Annotated in this window: 19 protein-coding genes; 8 read left to right on the forward strand and 11 right to left on the reverse strand. The window is 64.8% G+C overall.

The window, feature by feature from the left end; translation table 11 throughout:
- Position 1: 1 nt before the first annotated feature.
- From antB to AC1RCO_RS12895, 4 genes are all read left to right on the forward strand, one after another.
- The gene (gene antB / locus AC1RCO_RS12880; RefSeq protein WP_492617758.1) at positions 2 to 493 is read left to right on the forward strand and encodes an anthranilate 1,2-dioxygenase small subunit; all 492 of its coding nucleotides are present in this window, start codon (positions 2 to 4) and stop codon (positions 491 to 493) included.
- Between the two features lie 17 nt (positions 494 to 510).
- Positions 511 to 1,533 carry an anthranilate 1,2-dioxygenase electron transfer component AntC gene (gene antC / locus AC1RCO_RS12885; RefSeq protein WP_492617759.1) on the forward strand — a complete coding sequence of 341 codons (1,023 nt, stop codon included), beginning with the start codon at positions 511 to 513 and terminating at the stop codon, positions 1,531 to 1,533.
- Between the two features lie 67 nt (positions 1,534 to 1,600).
- Entirely contained in the window at positions 1,601 to 3,001 is a 1,401-nt protein-coding gene (locus AC1RCO_RS12890) for an amino acid permease (protein ID WP_011059120.1), read from the forward strand.
- A 186-nt stretch (positions 3,002 to 3,187) separates the two neighbouring features.
- Complete coding sequence (locus AC1RCO_RS12895) at positions 3,188 to 4,396, forward strand: benzoate/H(+) symporter BenE family transporter (protein WP_065364672.1); 1,209 nt, start codon at positions 3,188 to 3,190, stop codon at positions 4,394 to 4,396.
- 27 nt (positions 4,397 to 4,423) lie between these two features.
- Here the strand turns inward: AC1RCO_RS12895 and pdxR are convergent, their stop codons facing one another.
- The 3 genes from pdxR to kynB form a co-directional block, all read right to left on the reverse strand.
- Positions 4,424 to 5,923, reverse strand: a complete 1,500-nt coding sequence (gene pdxR, locus AC1RCO_RS12900; protein WP_065364673.1) for a MocR-like pyridoxine biosynthesis transcription factor PdxR — start codon at positions 5,921 to 5,923, stop codon at positions 4,424 to 4,426.
- A 225-nt stretch (positions 5,924 to 6,148) separates the two neighbouring features.
- Positions 6,149 to 7,000, reverse strand: coding sequence for a tryptophan 2,3-dioxygenase (gene kynA, locus AC1RCO_RS12905; RefSeq protein ID WP_492617760.1), 852 nt, complete (start codon positions 6,998 to 7,000; stop codon positions 6,149 to 6,151).
- A 93-nt stretch (positions 7,001 to 7,093) separates the two neighbouring features.
- Entirely contained in the window at positions 7,094 to 7,747 is a 654-nt protein-coding gene (gene kynB / locus AC1RCO_RS12910; protein WP_015634049.1) for an arylformamidase, read from the reverse strand.
- 287 nt (positions 7,748 to 8,034) lie between these two features.
- On the opposite strand from kynB, the gene AC1RCO_RS12915 reads away from it, so the two are divergent.
- The 3 genes from AC1RCO_RS12915 (at position 8,035) to AC1RCO_RS12925 (ending at position 9,506) form a co-directional block, all read left to right on the forward strand.
- Positions 8,035 to 8,379 carry a cupin domain-containing protein gene (locus AC1RCO_RS12915; RefSeq protein ID WP_011059115.1) on the forward strand — a complete coding sequence of 115 codons (345 nt, stop codon included), beginning with the start codon at positions 8,035 to 8,037 and terminating at the stop codon, positions 8,377 to 8,379.
- Positions 8,380 to 8,505: 126 nt separating this feature from the next.
- Positions 8,506 to 8,991, forward strand: a complete 486-nt coding sequence (locus tag AC1RCO_RS12920) for an Xre family toxin-antitoxin system antitoxin (RefSeq protein ID WP_492617761.1) — start codon at positions 8,506 to 8,508, stop codon at positions 8,989 to 8,991.
- Positions 8,988 to 9,506, forward strand: a complete 519-nt coding sequence (locus tag AC1RCO_RS12925) for an RES family NAD+ phosphorylase (RefSeq protein ID WP_011059113.1) — start codon at positions 8,988 to 8,990, stop codon at positions 9,504 to 9,506. Before AC1RCO_RS12920 ends, AC1RCO_RS12925 begins: the two co-directional genes overlap by 4 nt.
- A 336-nt stretch (positions 9,507 to 9,842) precedes the next feature.
- Here the strand turns inward: AC1RCO_RS12925 and mmsB are convergent, their stop codons facing one another.
- Both mmsB and AC1RCO_RS12935 read right to left on the reverse strand, forming a co-directional pair.
- Positions 9,843 to 10,730, reverse strand: a complete 888-nt coding sequence (gene mmsB / locus AC1RCO_RS12930) for a 3-hydroxyisobutyrate dehydrogenase (protein ID WP_053156260.1) — start codon at positions 10,728 to 10,730, stop codon at positions 9,843 to 9,845.
- A 10-nt stretch (positions 10,731 to 10,740) separates the two neighbouring features.
- A complete protein-coding gene (locus AC1RCO_RS12935) occupies positions 10,741 to 12,267 on the reverse strand; it encodes a CoA-acylating methylmalonate-semialdehyde dehydrogenase (protein WP_492617762.1) in 1,527 nt (508 codons plus the stop codon).
- Positions 12,268 to 12,416: 149 nt separating this feature from the next.
- On the opposite strand from AC1RCO_RS12935, the gene AC1RCO_RS12940 reads away from it, so the two are divergent.
- Complete coding sequence (locus tag AC1RCO_RS12940; RefSeq protein WP_053156256.1) at positions 12,417 to 13,367, forward strand: LysR family transcriptional regulator; 951 nt, start codon at positions 12,417 to 12,419, stop codon at positions 13,365 to 13,367.
- Positions 13,368 to 13,412: 45 nt separating this feature from the next.
- On the opposite strand, the gene yfiB is transcribed toward AC1RCO_RS12940, so the two are convergent.
- From yfiB to recC, 6 genes are all read right to left on the reverse strand, one after another.
- Positions 13,413 to 13,907 carry an outer membrane lipoprotein YfiB gene (gene yfiB, locus AC1RCO_RS12945; protein WP_015634043.1) on the reverse strand — a complete coding sequence of 165 codons (495 nt, stop codon included), beginning with the start codon at positions 13,905 to 13,907 and terminating at the stop codon, positions 13,413 to 13,415.
- A 14-nt stretch (positions 13,908 to 13,921) separates the two neighbouring features.
- Positions 13,922 to 15,190, reverse strand: coding sequence for a diguanylate cyclase DgcN/YfiN (gene dgcN / locus AC1RCO_RS12950; protein ID WP_011059108.1), 1,269 nt, complete (start codon positions 15,188 to 15,190; stop codon positions 13,922 to 13,924).
- Positions 15,187 to 15,768, reverse strand: coding sequence for a regulatory sequestration protein YfiR (gene yfiR / locus AC1RCO_RS12955; RefSeq protein WP_072451365.1), 582 nt, complete (start codon positions 15,766 to 15,768; stop codon positions 15,187 to 15,189). Before yfiR ends, dgcN begins: the two co-directional genes overlap by 4 nt.
- Positions 15,769 to 15,884: 116 nt before the next feature.
- Complete coding sequence (recD, locus tag AC1RCO_RS12960; protein ID WP_125063621.1) at positions 15,885 to 17,966, reverse strand: exodeoxyribonuclease V subunit alpha; 2,082 nt, start codon at positions 17,964 to 17,966, stop codon at positions 15,885 to 15,887.
- Complete coding sequence (gene recB / locus AC1RCO_RS12965; RefSeq protein WP_077933300.1) at positions 17,963 to 21,655, reverse strand: exodeoxyribonuclease V subunit beta; 3,693 nt, start codon at positions 21,653 to 21,655, stop codon at positions 17,963 to 17,965. Before recB ends, recD begins: the two co-directional genes overlap by 4 nt.
- Positions 21,652 to 25,104, reverse strand: a complete 3,453-nt coding sequence (recC, locus tag AC1RCO_RS12970; RefSeq protein WP_492617763.1) for an exodeoxyribonuclease V subunit gamma — start codon at positions 25,102 to 25,104, stop codon at positions 21,652 to 21,654. Before recC ends, recB begins: the two co-directional genes overlap by 4 nt.
- Between the last annotated feature and the right edge of the window lie 217 nt (positions 25,105 to 25,321).

Here is a 25,321-nt window from a genome sequence, read left to right on the forward strand (position 1 = left end):
CATGAATGCGCAACTGCAGTACCAGATCGAGCAATTCTTCTACCGCAAGTCCGAGCTTTGCGATGCCCAGGACTGGGATGCCTACCTGCAACTGTTTGCCGTGGACAGCGAGTTCCACCTGCCCCAGTGGGACTCGGAACACGTCTACACCCGGGACCCGAAACGCGAGATGTCGCTGATCTACTACGCCAACCGTTCGGGGCTGGAGGACCGGGTGTTCCGCCTGCGCACCGGCAAGGCGGCCTCGACCATCCCCATGCCGCGCACCCTGCACATGGTCAGCAACCTGCGCATTGCCGAGGGCGACAACGGCCTGCTGCGGGTACGCCTGAACTGGCACACGCTGTTCTATCGCCTGGCCACTTCCGAGGAGTTCTACGGCCACGCCACCTACGACCTCAAGCCCCAGGGCAACAGTTGGCTGATCCAGCGCAAGCACGTGCTGCTGCTCAACGACACGATCAACTCGGTGCTCGATTTCTATCACCTCTGACCCACGGAAGTTCTCCCATGACGCACAAGGTCGCGTTCAGCTTTGCCGACGGCAAGACCCTGTTCTTCCCGGTCAAGGCCAATGAAATCCTGCTCGACGCCGCCCTGCGCAACGGCATCAAGATCCCCCTGGACTGCCGCGAAGGGGTGTGCGGCACCTGCCAGGGCCGTTGCGAGTCGGGCCAGTACAGCCAGGACTATGTGGACGAAGAAGCCCTCAGCGCCCAGGACCTGGAACAGCGCAAGATGCTCACCTGCCAGACCCGGGTGCAGTCCGACGCAGCGTTCTATTTCGATTTCGACTCCAGCCTGTGCCACAGCGCCGACCCGGTGCAGTTGCAGGGCTCGGTGATCGACGTGCGCCAGGTGTCCGAAAGCACCGCCATCCTCCACCTGGATCTGGGCGGCCATCAGGCGCCACTGGATTTCCTCCCGGGCCAGTACGCCCGCCTGAGCATCCCCGGTACCGGCACTAGCCGGGCCTACTCCTTCGCCAACCGGCCGGCGGCGGACAACCAGTTGCAGTTCCTGATCCGCCTGCTGCCCGACGGGGTGATGAGCAACTACATCCGCGAGCGCTGCCTGGTGGGCGACACCCTCCAGCTGGAGGCGCCGCTGGGGGCCTTCTACCTGCGCCAGATCAGCCGTCCGCTGATCCTGGTGGCCGGTGGCACCGGGCTCTCGGCCCTGCTGGCGATGCTCGAACAGATCGTCGAGCAGGGCTGCCAGCAGCCGGTGCACCTGTACTACGGCGTGCGCCACAGCCGCGACCTGTGCGAGCTGGAGCGGATCCAGGCCCATGGCGAACGCCTGGCGGACTTTCGCTTCACCCCGGTGATCAGCGACGCCGACCCGGATTGGCCGGGCAAGCGCGGCTACATCAGAGAACACTTCGACAGCAGCGAACTGCGGGACCAGGACACCGACATGTATGTGTGCGGGCCGCCGCCAATGGTCGACTCGATCCGGATCTGGCTGCAAGAACAGCAACTTAACCGCGTTCAGCTGTATTACGAGCGGTTCACCGAGAGTAATATCTGATCCCGTCAGCATTCGCCGTGATCGACCCCGATCGATCCTGATAACAACTAGAAGAGAGCGCACATTAGTGGATCAAACCTTGAAGCAGGGTGAACTCAAGCGTGGCTTGAAGAACCGCCATATTCAGCTGATCGCCCTGGGCGGGGCGATCGGCACCGGACTGTTCCTCGGCTCGGCCGGGGTTCTCAAATCCGCCGGACCTTCGATGATCCTGGGCTACGCGATTGCCGGGTTCATTGCCTTCCTGATCATGCGCCAACTGGGGGAAATGATTGTCGAGGAGCCGGTGGCCGGTTCCTTCAGCCACTTCGCGCACAAGTACTGGGGCGGCTATTTCGGCTTTCTCGCGGGCTGGAACTACTGGGTGCTGTATGTCCTGGTGGGCATGGCCGAGCTCACTGCGGTGGGCAAGTACGTGCAGTTCTGGTGGCCGGAGATCCCCACCTGGGTCAGCGCCGCGGTGTTCTTCGTGCTGGTCAACCTGATCAACATGATGAACGTGAAGTTCTTCGGTGAAGCCGAGTTCTGGTTCGCCATTATCAAGGTAGTGGCCATCGTCGGCATGATCGTCCTCGGCTGCTACATGCTGTTCAGCGGCAGCGGCGGCAGCCAGGCCTCGGTGAGCAACCTGTGGTCACACGGCGGCTTCTTCCCCAACGGCGGCACCGGCCTGCTGATGGCCATGGCCTTCATCATGTTCTCCTTCGGCGGCCTGGAACTGGTGGGCATCACTGCCGCCGAAGCCGCCGAACCGCGCAAGGTCATTCCCAAGGCCATCAACCAGGTGGTCTACCGGGTGCTGATCTTCTACGTCGGCGCCCTGGCGGTGCTGCTGTCGCTGTACCCGTGGGACGAACTGCTGGTGAGCCTCAACGCTGGCGGCGACGCCTACAGCAGCAGCCCGTTCGTGAAGATCTTCTCGCTGATCGGCAGTGATGCCGCAGCGCAGATCCTCAACTTCGTGGTCCTGACTGCGGCGCTGTCGGTGTACAACAGCGGCGTGTACTGCAACAGCCGCATGCTCTATGGCCTGGCCGAACAGGGTGACGCACCCAAGGCGCTGATGAAGCTCAACAAGCAGGGCGTGCCGATCCTGGCCCTGGGCATTTCCGCGCTGATCACCCTGCTCTGCGTGCTGGTCAACTACCTGGCGCCCCATGAAGCGCTGGAGTTGCTGTTCGCCCTGGTGGTGGCCGCATTGATGATCAACTGGGCGCTGATCAGCCTGACCCACCTGCGCTTTCGCAAGGCCATGGCCGAGCAGGGCGTGGTGCCTTCGTTCAAGGCCTTCTGGTCGCCGCTGAGCAACTACCTGTGCCTGGCCTTCATGGTGATGATCGTCGGCGTGATGTGGATGATCCCCGGCATCCGTGCCTCGGTGTACGCGATCCCGGTGTGGGTCCTGGTGATCTGGGGCTTCTACCTCCTGAGCCGGGCGAAGAAAGCTTCGCAACCCGCCCTGCGCTAAGCCCACAGGTTCACGCCACACCCCCGAGCCCGGCCTTATCCAAGGCCGGGCTTTTTTGTCGGCGCCGCCAAAGTGGTCTGCCAGCAAACAAGAATGTGGCTCGAAACGATAGTCCATCCGTTACCTAGAATCGGGCCTCTCCCGGCGCTTGGGCCAGGGAGCCTGTTCCTCGACGGAGAGTGGCTTATGAACAGAACCGCGACAGGCCTTAGACCGGCCGATATCTTCTCTCCCACCGTGGCGGCACTGATCTCAGTGCTGGTGAACTATGGCGGGACCTTCATCCTGGTGTTCCAGGCCGCTGAACTGGCCCGGCTGACACCCGCCCAGACCACCTCCTGGGTCTGGGCCGTGTCCCTGGGCGTGGGCCTGAGCGGCATGTGGCTGAGCCTGCGCTACAGGGCGCCGATCATCACCGCCTGGTCTACCCCCGGGGCGGCCTTCCTGGCCACGGTGATGCCCTTCACGCCCTATGCCGAGGTGATCGGCGCCTACCTGGTTTGCGCCCTGGGGTTCATCGTCCTGGGCGGGTCCGGGGCTTTCGACAAGCTGGTGCGCCTGATTCCCAAGGGCATCGCGGCTGGCCTGCTGGCAGGCATCCTGCTGCAGTTCGGGATCAACGCCTTTGGCGGCGCGAGTGCCGATCCACTGCTGGTGATCGTGCTGGTACTGTCCTATGCGGTGCTGCGGCGCTTCACTTCACGCTTTGCCGTGGTGGGCATCCTGTTCATCGGCCTGGCGTTGCTGATCGTCCAGGAGCGGGTCGACTTCGCCAGCGTGCACCTGAGCTTCGCCGCTCCCCTGTTCACTGCGCCACAGTTCTCCGTGTCGGCCTTGCTCGGCGTGGCCCTGCCACTGTTCGTCATCACCCTGACCGGCCAGTACATGCCGGGCATGCTGGTGTTGCGCAATGACGGCTTCCAGACCAGCGCCAACCCGCTGCTCACGGTCACCGGTTTGGGCTCGCTGATCATGGCGCCGTTCGGCGCTCACGCATTCAACGTGGCGGCGATCACCGCGGCGATCTGTACCGGCGAGGATGCCCACCCGGACCCGGGCAAACGCTATATCGCCGGTATCGCCTGCGGCGTTTTCTACATCCTGGTGGGGACCTTCGGGGTCACCCTGGCGACCCTGTTCATGGTCTTGCCCAAGGCCTTTATCACCACCCTGGCCGGCCTGGCATTGCTGGGGGCAATCGGCGGCAGCCTGGCCAACGCCATGGCCGATACGGCCACCCGGGAAACCGCGCTGATCACCTTCCTTGCCACTGCCGCCAACGTCACTTTGCTGGGGATCGGTGGTGCCTTCTGGGGGCTGGTTGCCGGGCTGACCGTGCACCTGTTGATCCTGGGCCCGCGCAGCGCCCTGGCACTGGAACGCGCCAAGCCCTGACCGCCGGCGCTGGAAAAAGGCCGCTGGCTAGGGCTTTCCCAGGGCCTGGGCCAGACGCGCCATCGCCGCCTCGATCTCATGGGCGCTCAGGGACGCATAGCCCAATAGCCAGCCCTGCTGCTTCTGCTCGCCCGCATAAAGCCGGCTGAGCCCCGGCAACTGGATGCCAGCCCTGGCCGCGCGTTGCTGGGTCAGCTCCTCGCTCCAGCCGGGCTCCAGAAGACACGGGACCTGCAACCCGCCGGGTGGCGGCAAGGCCCTGGCAATGCCCGGCAAATGCCGCCCTATGGCCTCGAGCATGGCCTGCCGGCGCCCGGCGTAGAGCTTGCGCATGGCCCGTACATGGGCGTTGTAGTGCCCCTCCTCCATGAACCGCGCCAGGGTCAGCTGGAGGATCTGCGGCGTGTGCCCGTCCATGATGCTGCGGGCACTGCTGAAGGCCCCCACCAGTTCGGCGGGCAGGATCATGTAGCCCATGCGCAGGCCCGGATAGAGAGTCTTGCTGAAGGTGCCGATGTACAGGGTGCGCCGAAACGGGTCCAGGCCCTGGACGCAGGCGGTGGGCAGGCCCTCGTAGTGGAACTCGCTGTCGTAGTCGTCCTCGATGATCCACCGGTCGTGCTCGGCGGCCCAGCGGGTCAGCTCCAGGCGGCGCTCCAGGGACAGGGTGGCACCCGTGGGGTACTGGTGCGAGGGCGTCACATAGACACAGCGGGCGCCGCTGCGGTCGGCTCGCAACAGGTCGGTGCGGATGCCCTGGCCATCCACATCAATGGGCACGATCCGCGCCTCGGCCGCCTCGAAGGCCTTGCGCGCGCCGAAGTAGCCCGGGTTCTCCATCAGGATCGGCTTGCCGGCGTCCACCAGCAGTTGCGCGCACAGGAACAGCGCCTGGCGAGTGCTGCTCAGCACCAGGATCTGCTCGGGCTGCACCTTGGCCCCGCGTTCCAGGTTGAGGTAGGCGGCAATCGCCTTGCGCAGGGGCAGCGCGCCCTGGGGATCGCCATGCAGCAGCACGCTGGCACGGTAATCCTTCAATGCCTGGCGTTGCAGGCGCTCCCAGACCTCCAGCGGGAAGCTGCGGGTTTCCGGCAAACCGGTAGCGAAGGCCGTGACCGCCTGCTGATCGCTGACCCCACCCCGCGCCAACAGTGCCGCGCCGCGCCGGCTCAGGCCCGCTCCCGGTTCCGGGCTGTGGGCCGGCAACCCTTGCTGGAGCTGGCGCCGGCGGGACGGGCCACGCAATTGGGCACCGATGGTTTCGCAGACATAGCTCCCCGAGCCTTTGCGCCGCAGGACAAAACCGTCGCGCTGCAACTGCACATAGGCGTTTTCCACGGTGTCACGCGATACCGCCAGCGACTTGGCCAGGGCCCGGGTCGCCGGCAGCTTCACGCCAGGGCCCAGGGCGCCGTCGAGGATCAGCCCGCGCAAGGCGCGCTGGATGCGCTGGTGCAGGTCCAGAGGGCGGAACTCAGGATCGCTGAGCCGCATCTTGAGGGTTTCAAGCTCGAAGGTCCGGGACATGTGGTCTGCCTTAGAGAGTAAAAATGGTGCACCGAAGGCGGCCACCTTATCCCCAGAGCGCAACTGCCGCCAGCGCCCGCTGCTCTCTAACGACCTCTGTAGCCGCTGCCGCAGGCTGCGATAAGGTCCGGAGGACCTTCCAGATCTCAAGAGCGCGTCTGCTGTGCAGGCCATCAGACGCCAGCAGGCACATGAAAACGCCCCGGCAGGCGGGGCGTTTTCGGGTCAGAGCGAGGAGCGCACTCGCCACAGTTCGGGAAACAGCACGGTGTCGAGCATCTTGCGCAGGTAGCCCACGCCCTCGGTACCACCGGTACCGGGCTGGAAGCCGATGATGCGCTCCACCGTGGTCACATGGCGAAAGCGCCACTGGCGGAAGGAATCTTCCAGGTCGATGAACTTCTCCGCCAACTGGTACAGGTCCCAATAGGCCGAAGGGTTGGCGTAGACCTCGCGCCAGGCCGCTTCCACCGACGGGTCATGCTGAGTCGTGGTGGTGCTGTCCAGTGCCAGGCGCGCAGGGTCGATGCTCAAGCCACTGCGGGCCATCAGGGCGATCGCTTCGTCATACATGGACGGCGTGGCAATCGATTCTTCCAGGGATTGCAGCAGCTCGGGACGGTGGGCATGGGGCCGCAACAGGGCCGCGCTCTTGTTGCCGAGGATGAATTCGATCTCCCGGTACTGGAACGACTGGAAGCCCGAGGACTGGCCCAGGTAAGGCCGGATCGACTTGTACTCGGACGGCGTCATGGTGGCCAGCACCGCCCAGGCGTGCACCAGTTGATCGAAAATCCGCGAAACCCGCGCCAGCATCTTGAACGCCGGCGGCAACTGGCCCTGGCGCACATGCTCGCGGGCCGCCTTGAGCTCGTGCAGCATCAGCTTCATCCATAGCTCCGAGGTCTGGTGCTGGATGATGAAGAGCATCTCGTTGTGGTCCGGCGACAGGGGATGCTGGGCGCTGAGGATGCGCCCCAGGTCCAGGTAGTCGCCGTAGCTCATGGAGTCGGAAAAATTCAGCTCGGCGTTATGCCACTCAGCCGGCGGATTGCTTGAAAAGGGACATTGGCTCATCGCGTGGGCTCCTCGCCTCAGGCAGCGGTTGCCCATCGCTGGCTGCGCAGCCCGGATCGGGATGCACAACGGCGCGAAGGGCCAGCTGTGTATTTATTGTAGGAATGAATCGGCCAGGGGGCGCAGGATCGCCCGCACCGGACTGGCGTCCAGGTGAGCGAAGCGCAGTGGCAGGGCAATCAGTTCGTAGTCGCCTTCGGCAACCTCATCGAGAACCACGCCTTCGAGGATCGCCATGCCATGGCGGGCCACGGTGTTGTGGGCGTCCATGGTCTTGGACTGCTGGGGGTCGAGGGACGGGGTGTCGATGCCGATCAGGCGCACGCCGAGGCTGGCCAGCAGCTCGACAGTGGCTGGAGCAACGGCAGTAAAGTCCGGGTCCCAGGCACTCAGCGGAGCCTGTGGATAAGTACGCAGCAACACTCGCGCAGGCAAGTTTTCGAGGCGCCCGAGCAACGCCTCGGGCTGCACCAGAGCACCGCTGTCCAGGCAGTGCAGGACCCGGCACGGGCCCATGTAGACATCCAGCGGCACTTCACCGATGGGCAGGCCGTCCGGCCGGTAATGCAGGGGCGCATCGACATGGGCACCGGTGTGGGGCGACAGGGTCACCCGCCCGACATTCACCGGGCACTCGGGGCCGAACTGCCAGACGCGCTCCTCCTGGAACGGCGTATCTCCCGGCCAGGTCGGGGTTGCGGTACTCAACGGCGGGCTGATATCCCACCAGCGTGGTGTATTTTCCATTCGTGCGGCTCTTAGGTCACTCCGAGCTGAATGATACGAGCGAAACCGGTAAAGATTCTTGCGAAATAACTCGGGCAGCCGCGGATATTTCGCAATTACTGCTAACAAAGCCCTGTTTGCCGAATGAATCTTGCAACCGCCACCCCTCTTCCCGGCCCTGCGCCCAGCCACCTCGACTCGGGGCAGGCGCTGCGCTTCTGGATACCCCGAGGTCGAGTACAGACAACCCCCTGCCCGCCAGGCGCTATAGGGTGCGGCTTCAGTTCTCTGCCTGCTAGGAGCACAGCATGTCCCAACCCATCACCGTTCTTCGCGACACTCATCCGCTGCCGGTGCTCGACGCCTGCAAGTGGGAAAAACTCCAGGGCGATCCGCACACCGTCAACCTCAACGCCTACACCAGCGAGGATGGCAGCAAGATCATGGGCACCTGGATCTGCACCCCGGGCAAATGGCGGGTGGCCTATGAAAAGTGGGAGTACTGCCATTTCCAGGAAGGCTACTGCGTGATCACCCCGGACGGCCGCGACCCCATCCACCTGCGCGCCGGCGATATCTTCGTAGTGGAGCCCGGGATGAAAGGCACCTGGGAAGTGGTGGAAACCGTGCGCAAGTACTTCGTCTTCGCCTGAGCCCTCCCTCGATACCGGGAGCCCGCGTCAGCCGGGCTCCCCTGGCCGTGTTGCGATTCAAGCCAGCACCTTTTGCCAAATGTCTATATAATCACTGCCAAATGGCAAAAGGCAGGAGCAGCACTCATGGTCGCGCTGACAGGCACCGGCCTCGTTCCCAAGCGGCGAGGCAAACTGGTATTGAAAGAGCAGTCCTCGGACATCCTTCTGGGTGGCCGGGCACGCTTTGACGATCGTATCTCGATCTATCGCCTGACCGAGGAGGGCATCCCGCTGACGGCGATCATCAAGTTCGTCTCCTCGGTGCCCATGCTCAAGGACGAACAGGTCCTGGCCAAGATCATCGGCCTTTCCGAACGCACCCTGCACCGGCGCCTGAAAACCCCGGACGAGCCGCTGAACCCGGAACAGAGCGCCCGTGCGGTGCGCTTCGCCCAGGTGCTGGCCAAGGCCGAGGACATCTTCGGCAGCAGTGAAGAGGCCCAGGAGTGGATGGCCAAGCCGATGATGGGCCTGGACGGCCACAAACCGGTGGACCTGCTGACCAACCCCATCGGTTTCGAACTGGTGGACGAGTTCCTCACCCGCCTGGAATACGGGGTCTATCAGTGATCAGTGTGCCGGGCAGCAGCACCCTTCACTTCTGGCGGCTGGACGCCGCCCGACACGCCGACAGCTGGGACAGCGGCATTGGCGCCGAGCTGTGTGGCGGCCGCTGGAACTCCAAGGGCGTGAAGGCGGTATACGCCAGCGCCGACCCGGCCACGGCGATTCTGGAAGTGGCGGTGCACAAGGGTTTTGCCGCCCTGGACAGCGTGCCCCATGTACTCACCGGCGCCCTGATCCAGGACCCGACCGCCATCTACCGAGTCGATGAAAACCGTATTCCCAACCCCAACTGGCTGGTGCCGGGGATTCCCAGCGCCGGCCAGCAGAAGTTCGCCGATCAGTTGCTGGCGGACCACCCTTTCGTGCTGGTGCCCTCGTCGGTTTCCCGGCACAGCTGGAATATCCTGATCAATCCGCTGCTGGCCAAGGGGCTGTACCAGGTGGTGATCCAGGAACGCTTCGGCCTCGACACCCGCCTCAACCCTCCCTCCGGCACCGTTGCCAGCCGGCCGAACTGAGCCGGGCAAAAAAAAGCGGGAACCTGCCCGACGCAGGTTCCCGCAAATGCCCCGGCTGAAGGGGCTGCATTCAATGACGCGTGGAGCCGCTGCTGAGCCCGCGAAGCTGCGAAAAGAACCGAAGGGCCTTGCCTGGCGATACCCAGACAAACCTCTGCCGGGTTTGAGACCGCTGCGTCTCCTGCGGAGCCGTTCGCAGCTTGCGACAGCGGCTACATCGCCCCTTGTAGCCGCTGCTGAGCCGCAGGACCTGGTTTGGCGATACCCAGAGAGACCACTGGCGGCGTTCAGATTGCCGCGCAAACCCGCCAGCGCCCCCTCCCTACAAGCGACGCCTTACTGCGGCTTGCGGTAGCTGTTGACGATGGCCGAGAAGTCCTTGCCACCTTCCCCACGCTGGCTCATGGCCTGGTACAGCTGCTGTGCCACGGCACCGAGCACCACCGGCTGGTGGGCCTGGCGCGCGGCTTCGGTGGCCAGCCCCAGGTCCTTGAGCATCAGCTCGGCACCAAAGCCTCCGGTGTAGCCGCGGGACGCCGGGGCGGTTTCAATCACGCCCGGCCACGGGTTGTAGGTGTCGGAACTCCAGCACCGGCCGGTGGAGCTGTTGATGATCCCCGCCAGCACTTGGGTGTCGATGCCCAGGGCATCCCCCAGGGCCATGGCTTCGCTGACGCCGATCATCGAAATCCCCAGCAGCAGGTTGTTGCAGATCTTGGCGATCTGCCCGGTGCCCACTTCACCGCAGTGCACGATGTTGCGGCCCATCTGCGCCAGCACCGGTTGCAGGGTGGCGAACAGTTCGGCGCTGGCGCCGACCATGAAGGTCAGGGTCCCGGCCTGGGCGCCGCCGGTGCCACCGGATACCGGAGCATCGGCCATGGCCACGCCCTGCTTGGCGGCGGCTGCGGCCACTTCACGGGCGGTCTGTGGGTCGATGGTGCTGCAATCCACCGCCGGAACCCCGCGGCCAATACCCGCCAGCACCCCATCCTCGCCCAGCCAGACGCTGCGCACATGGGCCGCAGCGGGGAGCATGGTGATCACCAGTTCGGCGCCTTCGGCGGCGGCCTTGGGCGAAGCACTGATACGCCCGCCCAGTTGCGCCAGCTCTGCCAGCACGCTCTGGTTGAGATCGAACAGGTTCAACTGATGGCCAGCCTTGATCAGGTTGCGGGCCATGGGCGCGCCCATGTTGCCCAGGCCGATAAATGCAATGTTCATGTCAGGCTCCTCAACGCAGGCTGATGGTGGTGTTCACACCGTCATTGACGCTGTCATCGTCGAACCAGCGGCTGGTGACGGTCTTGGTCTGAGTGTAGAACTGCACCACTTGCTTGCCGTAGGGGCCCAGGTCGCCGAGCTTGGAACCGCGGGAGCCGGTAAAGCTGAAGAATGGAACCGGCACCGGAATCGGGATGTTGATGCCCACCTGGCCGACGTCGATTTCGCTCTGGAACTTGCGCGCCGCCGCACCGCTCTGGGTGAACAGGCCGGTGCCGTTGCCGAAGGGGTTGGCGTTGACCAGGGCGATGGCCTGGTCCAGGGTATCCACCTCCAGCACCACCAGCACCGGGCCGAAGATTTCCTGGGTGTAGATCTGCATGTCGGTGGTCACCCCGGAGAACAGGGTCGGGCCGATGAAGTTGCCCTGCTCGTAGCCCGGAACCTTGATGTCGCGGCCATCGAGCTCCAGCTTGGCGCCTTCTTTCACGCCGCTTTCGATCAGCTCCAGAATCCGCGCCTTGGCACGCTTGGAGACCACCGGGCCGACATCGGTGCCCGGCTCGCTGCCGGCGTTGACCTTGAGTTTCTGCGCCAGGGCCTTGAGGTCCGGCAGCCATTGTTTCGCCGCCCCCACCAGCACCACCACCGAGGTGGCCATGCAACGCTGGCCGGCAGCGCCGAAGCCGGCGCCCACCAGGGCATTGAGGGTCTGTTCGCGGTTGGCGTCGGGCAGCACCACGGCGTGGTTCTTGGCGCCCATCATCGATTGCACGCGCTTGCCGTGCTTGCCCGCCAGGTCATAGACGTGGGTGCCGACCGCGGTCGAACCGACGAAGGACACCGCCTTGATGTCCTTGTGGGTGCACAGCGCATCCACCACGTCCTTGCCGCCGTGCACCACGTTGAGCACACCGGCCGGCACCCCGGCCTCCACCGCCAGCTCCACCAGCAGCATGGTGGACAGCGGGTCCTGCTCGGAAGGCTTGAGGACGAAGGTGTTGCCGCAGGCGATGGCCATCGGGAACATCCACAGCGGAATCATTGCCGGGAAATTGAACGGGGTGATCCCGACGCACACGCCGATCGGCTGGCGCAGGGTGTAAGTGTCCACGCCGCCGGCGACGTTTTCGGCGAATTCGCCCATCTGCAGGGTGCCGATGGAGCAGGCATGCTCCACCACTTCCAGGCCGCGGAAGATGTCACCCTCGGCGTCGGCGATGGTCTTGCCCTGCTCGGCGCTGAGGACCACGGCAATGCGTTTGGAGTGCTCGCGGATCAGGGCCTGGAGCTTGAGCATGATGCGCATCCGCGCGCCAATCGGGGTCAGTTTCCAGGTCTGGAAGGCGCGCTGGGCAGCGGCGATCGCGGCGTCGACTTCAGCGGCAGTGGCAAAGGGCACCTTGGCCAGCACTTCCTGGGTCGCCGGGTTGACGATGTCGTGCCATTCCTGGCTCTGGGACTGGACCCATTCACCGTCGATCAGCAGTTTGACCTGTTGCAGGGTGGTGCCGTCGGGCTTGAGGGATGCGTTCATGGGGTCTCCTGACTTCTTGAGTTCTTATGCAGGGAAACCAAGGCGGGCAAGCGCCTTGAAAGAGGGGCTGTCGCGAGTTGGTATCGGACGGTTTTTGGAGTATAGATGTGCAAACTTCTAATAAGAACGCACATAAAATCCGGTCCATCATGCAAAAAAACATCACCTCGCTAAGCACCCTGAACTGGGACGACCTGAAGTTTTTCCTCGAAGTGGCGCGCACTCGCAAGGCCAGCAGCGCGGCCAAGCGCCTGGCGGTGGACTACACCACGGTGTCGCGGCGCATCGGGTCCCTGGAAACCGCCCTGGGCACCTTGCTGTTCGAAAAATCCCGCACCAACGGCTTTGTCCTCACCGCCGAGGGCCAGCGCCTGCTGGGTTATGCGGAGTCCATCGAAAGCACCCTGCACATGGCGTGCGAGCAGGTCTCGGGCTCCGGAGTGGCGTTGTCCGGCCATGTGCGCATGGGCTGCACCGAAGGCTTCGGCACCTTCTTCATCACCCCGCAACTCAGCCACTTCCTCGACGCCTACCCGGCAATTTCGGTGGATATCCTGCCGCTGCCGCACTTCATCAGCCTGTCCAAGCGCGAGGCGGATATCGTCATCGCCCTGGAACGCCCGGAGCACGGCCCCTATGTGTGCTGCAAGCTGTGCGACTACCGCCTGCAGCTGTACGCCACCCAGGAATACCTCGATCGCCACCCGCCGATCCGCCGCCCCGGCGACCTGAGCGAGCATCAATTCATCAGTTATGTGGATGACCTGGCCTTCAGTTCCGAGCTGCTGTACCTGGCCAATGTGGTGCCCGGGGCCAGCGCCAACCTGCGCAGCACCAGCGTGATTGCCCAGTACGTGGCAGCGCAGCAGGGCCGCTCGCTGGCGATCCTGCCGTGCTTCCTGGCGGCCCAGGACCCGCGCCTGCTGCCAGTGCTGCCCAAGGAAATCAACCTGACCCGGCAATTCTGGATGTACTGCCGGGAGGATCTCAGGAAGTTGAAGCGGATCACCCTGTTATGGGATTACATCCGCGAGGTGACCGAGCAGAATCGGCCGCTGCTCATGGGCGAGAGTCGCAGCATGCGCTTCGCCGCCCCCTGACCCTTAGCGGCCGCAAGGCTGCAGCCGCAACCCGCAGGTCGTCGATCAGTCGGCGATCACCACGATCGACACCCGACGGTTCTCGGTACGCCCGGCCACGGTGCTGTTGGAGGCCACCGGCTCGCTGCTGCCCAGGCCGCGCAGCTGGATGTTTTCTTCACGCATGCCAACCTGGGTCAACACCTTGACCACGCTCTTGGCCCGGCGCACGGACAGTTGCACGTTGTAGGCCTCCTTGCCCGACGCGTCGGTGTGACCGTCGACCCGGACCTTCTGGATATCGACGCTGAGCAGCGCCTTGCCGATGCGCTGGACGATCTCGGTGCTGGCCTGGTTCAGGGTTTCCACATCGCTGCCAAACAGCACCTTGCCCGACAGGCCAAAGGCCCAGCCTTCATCCGTCAGTTCGAAGCCCTCCTGTTTCAGTACCGCGATCTGTTTCGGGGTCAGACCTTTGGGCGGCACGCTCTGACAGCCGGCCAGGGCCAGCAGGGCCATGAACACAAGAGTGCTGAACAGTCGAACCGAACGTTGCGTCATCGAGAACAAGGGAATTAGCTCCTGTTTTGAACCTGAACGATAGGAGGCTCCGCCCCCACTGTGTGTTGCCCGCCTCGCGAACCGCGCTTGGCTTGGTACATGGCCGCGTCGGCGGCATTCAACAGACTGCCCGGTGTCGCACCATGATCCGGGTACACGGCAATACCGATACTCAGCGATGTCAGGATCGACAGGCTGCCGGGCAGTTGAATCGGTACTTCCATGCTGCTGATGATCTTGTCGGCGATGCGCTGGGCATCCTCGACCCGGTGCAGCGGGGTCAGCAGCACGGCAAATTCGTCCCCGCCCAGGCGCGCCACCAGGTCGTCCTCGCGCAACTGCGCGCGAATCCGCGTGGCCACAGCCACCAGCACCGCATCGCCAGCGGCGTGGCCGAAGTTATCGTTGATCTCCTTGAACCGGTCGCTGTCGAGAAACAGCACCGCCATGCGCTCGTTGAGCTTGTTGGCGCTGCGCAGGGCACGGATCAGCCGGCCTTCGAAGAACGCCCGGTTGGGCAGGCCGGTCAGGCTGTCGTGGCTGGCCTGGTGGGCCAGGGTTTCATTCTCGCTTTGCAGATGGGTCTGCCAGGCTTCCAGCTCATCGAGCAGGGCGTTGAAGTCGTTGCCCAGGTTGTCCAGTTCGGCGATTTCCGCAGGCGGCACCCGCTGATCGAAGGCCCGTTCGCGCCGGGCCGCGTGCGCCACATCGGCGAGGCTGCGCAACGGTCCGGTGATGCCCCGCAGCTGGCGGCGCGCCAGGTACAGCGCCAACCAGGCGCTGAGGGCGATGCACAGCACGATGCCCACCAGGCCACTGAGGAGAAACCGCAACAGGCTGCCGCCATGGCCGGTGACATTGATGGTGCCGATTTCCCGCCCCTGGTGCAGGATCGGCAGGCTGATGGGCTTTTCCAGAAAGGCGCTGGCGACGTGCATTTCCAGGTTGGTCAGAAAGCCGCTTTCCGGGCGCTGCCAGCTGGCCAGCAACTGGCCCTGGCTGTCATACACCTTGGCGTCGGCCACCTCTTCGGTGGAGGCGATCAGGGCCAGGGCCTCGGTGGCCACCACACTGTCGTTGAACACCACTGCAGCTTCCACGGTGTAGCTGATGGAGCGGGCGATCAGGTGCAGGTTGTGATCGGCGTACACGCGCAGGGCCAACACCCCGAGAAAGGTCAAGGACAGGCTGGCCATGGAGATCGCCAGCAGAGCGACGATCAGGTGGCCGCGACCGATGACCGACCGCAGTGTAGGGCGGGCGTTGGGCTTGAACAGTTTCATGGGGCCGCCGGACGACGACGGGAAAGCTGCAGCACGCTGGGATGAATCTTCACCCCACTGCGCGCCACGGAATCCAGGTTGACCTCGAACGACACCTGGCTGTCGCCGACCCGCAGGCAGAACAGGCTGCCCACGGTGCACTGGTCGCCCCCCTCACTGATGCTCAGCACCGGTTGCCCGATCAGCGAGTTGAACAGACGGGTACGCTCATCATTGGACAATTTGCCGACATAGACCGAATCGCACTCACTGGCCAACGACGGGTTGTTGGCCAGCAGACGCCGCACCAGCACCGGGCGGCCGGTGGCCTGGGTCGCGCCCTTGAGCAGGTCATCGGTGTATTCGGTGGGGCCAACCACGCACAGACGCAGTTGCGCAGGCTCCACGGGCCAGCGAGCGTAGCTGAGAATGCCCAGCACCACTTGGGTTACAGCCTTGGCCCGTTGCTCGGCCAGGCTCGCGGCCGCCGGTGGCTCCGACTGCGCGATGGCCAACAGGCTGAACAGGCAGAGAATGGTCGACAGCACACACTGTCTCCACCCCAAAATGCGCTCTGTCCTCAAGACAGCCACGTCCATGCAGGGATTCTCTTTGATTTTCACGGAAATGATGCCGCAACGATAGCACAACCCGGGAAAATGCAGCGAGACCAGCGCCCGAGCACGATGCCTGAGAAAAGCCGGAAACATGGGCGTCAGTCCAACTCCAGCATCAACCCGCTCAGACGCTTGACCTTGCGCCGAACAGCCTCTTCGAACACTCCGGCACGGGGCTCGATCAGGCTGAACCAGTCCTTGGCCCGGGTGATACCGGTATAGATCAGCTCCTTGGTCAGCACCGGGTTCAAAGCGTCGGGCAGGATCAACGCGGTGTGGGCGAACTCCGAGCCCTGGGACTTATGCACAGTCATGGCGTAAACGGTTTCCACGTCATTGAGCCGGCTTGGCAGCACCAACCGCACCCCGCCCTGGCCATCGTTGCGCGGAAAGGCGACGCGCAGCACCTGACGCCCCGCCTCCGAGCCTTCCTGCTCAGGCAGTTTCAGGGCGATGCCGATATCACCGTTCATCAGGCCCAGGCCGTAATCGTTGCGGGTCATCAGCACCGGGCGGCCCTCGTACCATTGCTGGTCGCTGTCGATCAGCCGGGCCTTGAAAAGCGCCTGGGTGATCCGCAGGTTCAGGCCTTCGACACCCCAGGGGCCCTTGCGCACCGCGCACAGCAATTGGAAGCGATCAAAGGCCTGCAGGACATGGCGCGCCCAGTCGGTCCAGCGCCGATCCTCCAGAGGCGTACCCGGCGGCGGGCGCTGGCTGCGCAGTACATTCAGGTAGTGGCGGTAGCCTTGCGGCCCCTCGCCATGGCCCTCCAGCAGCAGCCGCTCCAGGGCCCGATCCTGCTCGCCCTTGAGGCTCAGGCCATACAGGTCGGCATGGCTGCGAGCCGCCAGCAGGCGCCGGGCCTCATCGGCCTGCTGCTGGTTGACCCAACGCGCCAGCTGGCCGATGCCGCTGCCTTCGCCGAAACGCCGGGAATGGCGCAGCATCACCACCTGCTGCGCCAGGGGATGCTGGTGGGCGCTGTCTTCCTGCAGGCCGCTGGCTCCCAGGTTCTCGCCACTGACCGCCTCCAGCCAGGCCCGGGTCTGCGGGTTGTACCAACCGGCCTCGGCGTCACGGCACAGGTCGCCGAGCACGGCGCCGGCTTCCACCGAGGCCAGTTGGTCCTTGTCCCCCAGCAACACCAGGCGTGCATGGATGGGCAAGGCGTCCAGCAGGTTGGCCATCATTTCCAGGTCGATCATCGAGGCTTCGTCCACCACCAGGACATCCAGGGGCAACCGGTTGCCGGCGTGATGGCGGAAATGCCGGGTGCCCGGGCGATTGCCCAGCAAGCGGTGCACGGTGGTCACCTCGCTGGGGATCATTTCCCGCACCTCATCGGGCACCGCCAGGGAACGCACCTGCAAGCTGATGGACTCGGTCAGGCGCGCCGCGGCCTTGCCGGTAGGCGCCGCCAGGCGAATGCGCAGCGGCTTGCGTGCTTCCACCGCCGGGCCCTGGAGCAAGGCCAGCAGGCGCACCACGGTGGTGGTCTTGCCGGTGCCGGGGCCGCCGGTGATGATGCTGAAGGCGCCCCGGGTGGCCAGGGCACAGGCGAGTTTCTGCCAGTCGACGGGCCCCGCCGCCTTGGCCGGGCCGAACAGCCCGTCGAGGCGCGCCGCGAGGTTTTCCGGCGTGGCCTCGGCCAAGGCCAGGCGCTGGCGCAAGGCGTTGTCGATACGCCGCTCATAGGCCCAGTAGCGGCGCAGGTACAGGCGCTTGCCGGACAGCACCAGCGGCCGCTGCCGGGAAGACTCGGCATGATCCGCCGCCAGGGCCACCAGGCGGCTGCCGGCCAGGACCTTGCACCAGTGCGCCCCTTCAAGCCCCATCAACACCTGGGACGGCAGCGCCGGTGCGCCGTTTTGTGCGTCGCCTTCGGGCGGCAGCGACAGGGCGAAGTCCGGCTCCTTGAGGGTTTCGAACAGGTCCAGGCAGACATGCCCGTGCCCCAGCTGATGGCTGGTCAGGGCCGCGGCCATCAGTACCAGCGGATCACAGCCCGGGTCCAGCTCATGCAGGAAGCCGACAAAGGCCCGGTCCAGGGAACGCAGCCAGCCGCGCTCGACCCAGCGCTCAAGCAACAGCAGCAAGTCGTCGGCGCGGCTCAGGGGCACCAGGTCGAAGGCCGGTTGCGGCGCCTGGTCCAGTGCATCGAACAGGTCCTGGGTCATAGCAGCACTCCCTGCTCCCAGGCGGGCTCGGCCTTGGGTGGCTCGGGCTGGCCCTGGAACATGCGGTCCAGTTGCTCGATCAACTGTCGAGGCGGCCGGGCGAAGTAGGCCCCCTGGCTGGCGGCACGGGTGCCCCGCAGGAACAGGTACAAGGCGCCGCCCACATGGCGATCGTAGTCGTAGTCCGCCAGCCGGGCCTTCAATTGCCGGTGCAGGGCCAGCAGGTACAGCACGTATTGCAGGTCGTAACGGTTGTCGAGAATCGATTGTTCCATGGCCTGCTCGGTGTAGGCCGCGTCGTCCGCGCCCAGCCAGTTGGATTTGTAGTCGGCCACGTAATAGCGGCCCTGGTGCTCGAAGGTCAGGTCGATAAAGCCCTTGAACATGCCGTTGAGCAATACCGGCTCGGCCGTGACTCGGGGCGCGCCCTGATGGGTTTGCTGGCGTACCCGCTCATCGAGCTTGAGCACATCGACCTTGTGGCTGGCGAACCAGAACTCCATCTCGACCCGGTACTGGGTCAACTGCCCGAGCACCACCGGTGCCTGGCCCTCGCCCAGGGGCAAGGGCGCTTGCAGCAGGTGCTGCAGCCAGTCGCTCAGGGTCGGGATCCAGCCTTGCCAGCCGCGGCGATTGCAGCGCCGGGCCACGGCGTCCTCGATCGCCTCGGGGGCAGCGGCAAAACCCTCTTCCCCGGCCCACTCCAGCAGGCCATGAAGGAAGGTCCCGGGGTTCGGGCCGCGGGGGAAGCGGTGGATATCGCCGCCGCTGGCCAGGGTTTCCCGAGGAGCTTCGGGGTCCAGGCGTTCGTCGTCGAAGAGTTTCTGCGCCTGGGGGTTTTCCGGCGCCTCGGTGCTGCCCGCCCCCAGGATGTCGCTGATTCGCAGGGCACTATAGGAGGCAATCCACCAGTTTTCCGCGGCGCGACGGCTAGGCGTCAGCGGCGCCAGCAGGGTGGCCTCGTTGCGCGGTGGCTGATAGCGCTGGTCATCGACGACGGGCAGCTCGGACACGCCAATCGCAGCGCAGCCCTGCTGCAGGTCCAGCAGCCAGCGCAACAAGGCGCTGGATTCGCCCAGGACATCGCCGCCGCCCAGCAGGTAACCCAGGGCCGAAAGGTGCAATACCGAGCTGCTGTGATTGCCCCGTTTGAGATCGGCCACCCCCAGCCAGCAGGCATGCTGGGCCCGGGTCAGGGCCACATAGAGCAGCCGCAGGTCTTCCGCCAGGCGCTCTTCATCGGCCAGGGCAATCAGCTCCGGGGTGGGCCGCAGGCTGACCTGGGGCTTGCCGGCAGCATCGTGGTAATGCAGCGGCAAGCGGCTGCCATCCACCGGCTTGGTGGAACAGATGAAGGGCAGGAACACCAAGGGGTATTCCAGGCCCTTCGACTTGTGGATGGTCACCACCTTGACCAGTTGCTCATCGCTTTCCAGGCGCAGGATCTGCTCCTCCCCTGCCTGCCCGGACAGCGCCAGGTGCTCGGCCAGATGGCGGATCAGGGCCTGCTCGCCGTCGAGTTCGGCGGCGCTTTGTTGCAGCAGCTCGGACAGGTGCAGAAGGTTGGTCAGCACCCGCTCGCCATCACTGCGGGCCATCAGCGCCTGGGGGAGCTGGAAGTCATGCAGCAGGCGCCGCAGCATCGGCAGCACGCCCTGGCTGCGCCAGATCGCCCGGTAGCCACGGAACTGCATGACCCGCGCTTCCCAGGCCAGTTCATCCTGGTTGAGCCGCTCCAGCTCCAGCAGCGGCAGGTTCAGGGTCAGGGACGCCAGGGCCGCGCGCAGCGGCCGCTCCACGTCCGGCTCGGCGCAAGCCTTGAGCCACACCAGAACATCCCGGGCTTCCTGGGCGGCGAACACCGAGTCCTTGTCCGACAGGTACACACTGCGCACCCCGCGGGCCGCCAGCTCGCCGCGCACGGCCTGGGCCTCCTTGCCATCGCGCACCAGGATCGCGATATCCGCCGGCAGCAAGCCTTTCAGCGCTTGCTGCTCACGGACAAACCCACTGCGCCCCTGCTGGCCGCCATTGAGCAGGCCGACAATCGCAGTGGCGCAAGCCGCCGCCTGATGCTGGCGATACTGGGCCCCGGACAGTGGCTGCTCCGAAGGCAATTGCCAGAAGTTAAGTGCCGGCACCGGCTGGCCGTCGACCAGCAATTGCTCCTTGCGCCCCTGGGCGGCCACCGCCAGGAATGGCACCGGGTTCTCGCCATCCGCTTCGCGAAACAGGAAGGCTCCCTGTCCCTGCGGCCGCTGTTCGGCTTGCAGGAACACATGGTTGACCGCGCTGACCATCGCCTGGCTGGAACGGAAGTTGGTGCCCAGGGTGTGCAGGCGCCCGCTGGTGGCCTGGCGTGCCCGCAGGTAGGTGTAGATATCGGCGCCACGGAAGGCGTAGATCGCCTGCTTGGGATCGCCGATCAGGAACAGGCCGGTCTCGGGGTCGTTGGCCTCGATCCGGTAGATGCTTTCGAAGATCCGGTACTGCACCGGGTCGGTGTCCTGGAATTCGTCGATCAGGGCCACCGGGAACTGCTCGCGGATCAGGGTCGCCAGGCGCTCGCCGCCATCGCTCTGCAGGGCGCTGTCCAGGCGCAGCAGCATGTCGTCGAAGCCCATCTCGGCGCGCCGCCGCTTCTCTTCTTCGAAACGTGCCCCCACCCATTGCGCGGCGTGTTGCAGGACCGCCGCATCCGGGCTGGGCAAGGCATCGAGGCTGGCCTTGAGCCCGGCCATGGCGTCAAGCCCGGGGTGATCGGGGGCCGCGCCTTTCCAGGCCTCGCTCATGCCTTCGGGGGTCAGGCGGGTGAAGCCGGTGCCGATGTCCAGCTGCTCGACGGATTCGTCCTCGGCCCAGGCACTGATCTTTTCGAACCAGGGCTCGAAGAACCGGGCCTGCATCTTGCGCCCGTCGACGCTCTTGCTGGCCACGCCTTGCAGGCAGATCTCCCGCAGTTGCGCGGCCCACTCGCGCCAGGGCGCCTTGATCTGCACCAAGGCTTCACGACGTTCTTGCAGGCAGGCTTCGATCAACTCGCTCGGCGTCTGTTCGGGTGGGTCCCGACGCTCGTTGCCGAACATTGCCCGCACTCGGGGCATGAGTTCGGCCGGCCCGACCCAATGGCTGCGCACCCAGTTCAGGGCATCCCCCTGCATCGGGTAGCAGAACAGCCGCCAGTAATCGCGCAGAACCTGGCCCAGCAGGTCGCTGTGATCGGTTTCCAGGGTCTGGGTGAACAGGCTGCCGCTGTCGAACGCATGTTCGCGCAACATGCGCTGGCACCAACTGTGGATGGTCGAGACCGCGGCCTCATCCATCCATTGCGCGGCGATGTCCAGGCGATTGGCACAGGCGGCCCACTGCTCGACGGGGTATTGCTCACGCAACTCGACGATCAGGCCATCGGGGGCGCTGGTTTCATCGCGAAAGAAGCGCGCGGCTTCTGCCAGGCGCGTGCGAATGCGCTCGCGCAATTCCTTGGTGGCGGCATCGGTAAAGGTCACCACCAGTATCTGCGGCGGCAGCAATTCACGCCCGAAACCCGCCGCCTCGCCGCCATGGCCCAGCACCAGGCGCAAGTAGAGCGCGGAGATGGTGAAAGTCTTGCCGGTACCGGCACTGGCCTCGATCAACTGGCTGCCGCGCAGAGGAAATGCCAGGGCCAGGGGAGCTTGTGCAGTCATGCGCCTGCCTCCTCGCCGAGCGCCGAACGCCAGGGAGCATTCAACAGGGGTCGATAAAGGGTCTCGGCCCAACCGCTGAAGGTTTCATCGGCGATCAGTGCGTTGTAGTCGGCGAATTGGCGGGCCAGGGCCGGGCTTTGCCGGCGTTCGCCCTCGCTGTTCTGGCCGTCGCCATCGTAGGTCTTGCGTGCAGCGGCCGCGGCTTTGTCCGGGTCGCTCTGGCCCAGCCAGGCGAAGGCGGTCTTGATCGCCACCGGCAGCGGCTGGCGCATGCCGGCCTGCCAGGCCTGCAGCAGGTTGCCGAGAATCTGCCGGGCCACCTCCTGCTCCAGCGGCGGCAACAACAGGCTGTCATCGCTGGCCACCAGCGCGGTGGTCAAGGAGTAACCACTGGCGCAGGCCAGCAGATGATTGACCCAAGGCTTGATCAGCCGATGCCATTTACGGGTCTTGGTCGAGCCGATGCCGTTGGGGATGGCGCTCACAGCCAACAACCCGCCATCAGCTCGCTGGTGCAGGCTGCTGAGCCAACCTTCCAGGCGCACGCCTTGCAGTTCCAGGCTCACCGGCAGCGCACTGGTTACCGGGGTCGGCCACAGGTCGAGCAGTTGCCGATAACGCTGCAACAGGTCCGGCAGGGGCTCCAGCAGTTCGCGCTGCAGGCATTCGCCAAAACCGGCCATGGGCAACAGGCCACTGGCTTGCAGCCTCTGGGCCTGGGCCTGCAAGGCTTGCTCGGGCTGCGCGGCGTCGCCCAGCGCCGCTTCCAGCAGGCTGTCGCTGAGGCTGTAGCGCTGCAGGGCATCGAGCACGAAGGGCTCTTCATCGGCCAGCGGTGCTTCCATGGCTTCAAAGAACACCTTGAGCCTTTGGCTGAAGAAATGCCGCACCGGGTTGCGCAGGAAATCCTGCAACTGGGCAAGGCTCAGGGGCTCGTCCTGGACATAGGATTCCAGGCGTTCGACTGCGCCCAGTTCCTCTCGGACCTGATGCAGCACTTGCCACTCCCGGGCGTAGCTGAACAGCGTGTCGCTGTCGTGGAAATAGCGGGCACTGAAGGGTTGCAGGGGATGCTCCTGGGTCAGGGCCTCCAGCAGGGAGTCCTGCTCATCGGGCAGCCGCCAGCCGCTGGCCAGGTGATCGCGCAACTGGCCGATCAGGACCGAGGCCGGGCGCTCGCTGTTGTCGCGAATGCTGCGGCCAACCCAACTGACATAAAGTTGGTCACGAGCCGAGAGCAGGGCTTCAAGCAGTAGGTAACGGTCGTCTTCGCGCCGTGATCGGTCGCCGGGGCGGTAGTCGCTACCCATCAGGTCGAAGTCCAGAGGCGGCTGCGCCCTGGGGTAATCGCCATCGTTCATGCCCAGCAGGCACACCAGCTTGAAGGGAATGGCGCGCATCGGCATCAGGGTGCAGAAGTTCACCGCTCCGGCGAGGAAACGCTGGGACAGGCGCCCCTGGTCCAGGCCGGCCAGCCAGGCTTCGCGGACCACCGTCAGCGGCAACTGATCTTGCAGGCCCACAGACTCGCAGGTTTCCAGCCAGTTTTCCCGCAGGTCGTCGAGCTGTCCCAGCAGGTAATCATCGTGCTCGTTGCTGGCAAGGAAGAACTGCTCCAACAGGTTGTGCAGGCGCTCGCCCCACTCCGCCGGAACCGCCGGCTGGGTGAGTTGCTGGTAGGCGAACTGCAGGGCGTCAAGAAGGGCGACCAGGGGACCGATCAGCGCCGCATCCAGGCCACCGATCTCGTCATAAGGCTCGATACCGTCACAGGCGTCGGAGCGGCCGACGGCATAACCCAGGAGCATGCGCCGCAGGCCGAAACGCCAACTGTTCTGCTCCAGTTCCGGGGGCAGCCCCAGTTCTGCGCGCTGCTCGGCATTCATTCCCCAACGGATGCCGGCACCTTCAATCCAGCGGTGCAGGGTCGGCAGGTCGGCTTCGTCGACGCCAAAACGCGCACGCAGGGCTGGAACGTCCAGCAGGTCGAGAATCTCACTGACCGGAAAACGACTGTCCGGCAGCTTCAATAGATGTTCGACGGCGATCAGCAGCGGGTCACGGCCACGCTGGCCCTGGTCAGTGAGGGTAAAGGGAATGAAGCGCCGGTCATCCCGCTCCAGCTGGCCGAACACGGCGCGGATATGCGGGGCGTAGCTGTCGATGTCCGGGACCATGACGATCACATCCCGGGGCCGCAGATCGGGCTCTGCACTGAAGCGCGCCAGGAGCTGGTCGTGAAGGATTTCCACTTCTCGCTGGGCGCTGTGGGCAATGTGAAAGCGGATCGATTGATCGTGCTGGATATCGACCTGCGGCCACAACTCACGTGTTTCGTTCAGCGGGCGCAGTTCGAGAATGTCGTCCTGCAATTGCTGGAGCATGCTGGCCGGCTGGCTGTCACTGAACAGATCGATCCGACCATCGCGAAAAGCGCTGCGATAGCTGTTGGGATCGTCATAGCTGTCCAGCAGGTTGATGTAGTCACGGCCTTGCTTGCCCCAGGCGGCCAGCAGCGGGTGGGCGTGCTGGTGCAGGGTTTGCGGATCCAGGGCCTGAGGCATGCCGGCCTTGCGCGCCTGGCGTTTGTATTGGTGGCGCAGCAGGTCCTTGTCGGCAACGATATCGGCCCAGTGATGGCGACAAGGGTTGTGCACACACAGCAGCACCTGACTGAAGCGGGCCAACCCGGCCAGTGCCTCCAGGGCCTGGGCCGGCAGCGAAGAGATACCGAAAACGATCACTCGGGACGGCAAGCCCCTGGGCGCCACCTCCAGTTGGTTGATCCGCTCGATAAAGCGCTGGTGAACGCCTGCGCGACTCTGGGCCATCCCCTCGGTGCCGACATCCAACAGCAGCGCGCGCCATAGCTCGGCCTGCCAGCAGTTGGCAGGCGTCAGGGCCTTGGTTTCACCACGACCATTGCGCAGTTGGTGGCGGCCGGCGGCCCAATCCTCCAGCCAGTCGGCTCGATATACCTGGTATTGGTCGAACAGATCGGCCAAACGCTCGGCCAATTGATAGCGCTTGCGCAGGTCACTGTCGTGGGTCAGGAAGCGTTGCAGGGGTTCGAAATGCGGCTCATCGATCAACTCCGGCAACAGGCGCATCAGCCGCCAGGTCAGGGGAGCTTTATCCAGCAGGGATTTGGGCGGGATTTCGTCTCGCCCCAGGACCAGGCGGTACAACTGCCACATGAAACTGCCCGGCAATTGCACATCAATGGCAGCGGCAATACCGCAGCCACCGCCGTCATCCACTTCGGGGTCTTCGGCCAGGGCCAGTTTCAGCCATTGGGCGATACCGTTGCTCTGTACCAGGGCAATTTCATTTTCCAGGGGCGCCAGGGGATAACGCCGCATCCAGCTGACCACCAGGCTGCGCAACTCGTCCAGGCGGTTACCGTGAACCACCATGAAACCAGGGTTGAGGGACGAGGCGTCCGGCATAAAGGCTTCCTTGGAGAATGCAAAAAGCTAGGGCGGAACCTTAGCACTGTCACCGGGCAGTGGCAGCCAGGTCGAGCAAACAGTGACAGAGAAAGCGCCGGGCTTTTATGTCGCGCAAAAACAAAACCCCAACTGCATGTGCAGTTGGGGTTTCGGAATTTAATCTTGACGATGACCTACTCTCACATGGGGAAACCCCACACTACCATCGGCGATG

The sequence above is a fragment of the Pseudomonas sp. GW823-FHT03E05 genome, from assembly GCF_058796855.1.

Coding starts and splice junctions, on each gene's coding strand:
- antB (WP_492617758.1), top strand. CDS start 2: ATGAATGCGCAACTGCAGTACCAGATCGAGCAATTCTTCTACCGCAAG.
- antC (WP_492617759.1), top strand. CDS start 511: ATGACGCACAAGGTCGCGTTCAGCTTTGCCGACGGCAAGACCCTGTTC.
- AC1RCO_RS12895 (WP_065364672.1), top strand. CDS start 3,188: ATGAACAGAACCGCGACAGGCCTTAGACCGGCCGATATCTTCTCTCCC.
- pdxR (WP_065364673.1), bottom strand. CDS start 5,923: ATGTCCCGGACCTTCGAGCTTGAAACCCTCAAGATGCGGCTCAGCGAT.
- kynA (WP_492617760.1), bottom strand. CDS start 7,000: ATGAGCCAATGTCCCTTTTCAAGCAATCCGCCGGCTGAGTGGCATAAC.
- kynB (WP_015634049.1), bottom strand. CDS start 7,747: ATGGAAAATACACCACGCTGGTGGGATATCAGCCCGCCGTTGAGTACC.
- AC1RCO_RS12915 (WP_011059115.1), top strand. CDS start 8,035: ATGTCCCAACCCATCACCGTTCTTCGCGACACTCATCCGCTGCCGGTG.
- AC1RCO_RS12920 (WP_492617761.1), top strand. CDS start 8,506: ATGGTCGCGCTGACAGGCACCGGCCTCGTTCCCAAGCGGCGAGGCAAA.
- mmsB (WP_053156260.1), bottom strand. CDS start 10,730: ATGAACATTGCATTTATCGGCCTGGGCAACATGGGCGCGCCCATGGCC.
- AC1RCO_RS12935 (WP_492617762.1), bottom strand. CDS start 12,267: ATGAACGCATCCCTCAAGCCCGACGGCACCACCCTGCAACAGGTCAAA.
- AC1RCO_RS12940 (WP_053156256.1), top strand. CDS start 12,417: ATGCAAAAAAACATCACCTCGCTAAGCACCCTGAACTGGGACGACCTG.
- yfiB (WP_015634043.1), bottom strand. CDS start 13,907: ATGACGCAACGTTCGGTTCGACTGTTCAGCACTCTTGTGTTCATGGCC.
- dgcN (WP_011059108.1), bottom strand. CDS start 15,190: ATGAAACTGTTCAAGCCCAACGCCCGCCCTACACTGCGGTCGGTCATC.
- yfiR (WP_072451365.1), bottom strand. CDS start 15,768: ATGGACGTGGCTGTCTTGAGGACAGAGCGCATTTTGGGGTGGAGACAG.
- recD (WP_125063621.1), bottom strand. CDS start 17,966: ATGACCCAGGACCTGTTCGATGCACTGGACCAGGCGCCGCAACCGGCC.
- recB (WP_077933300.1), bottom strand. CDS start 21,655: ATGACTGCACAAGCTCCCCTGGCCCTGGCATTTCCTCTGCGCGGCAGC.
- recC (WP_492617763.1), bottom strand. CDS start 25,104: ATGCCGGACGCCTCGTCCCTCAACCCTGGTTTCATGGTGGTTCACGGT.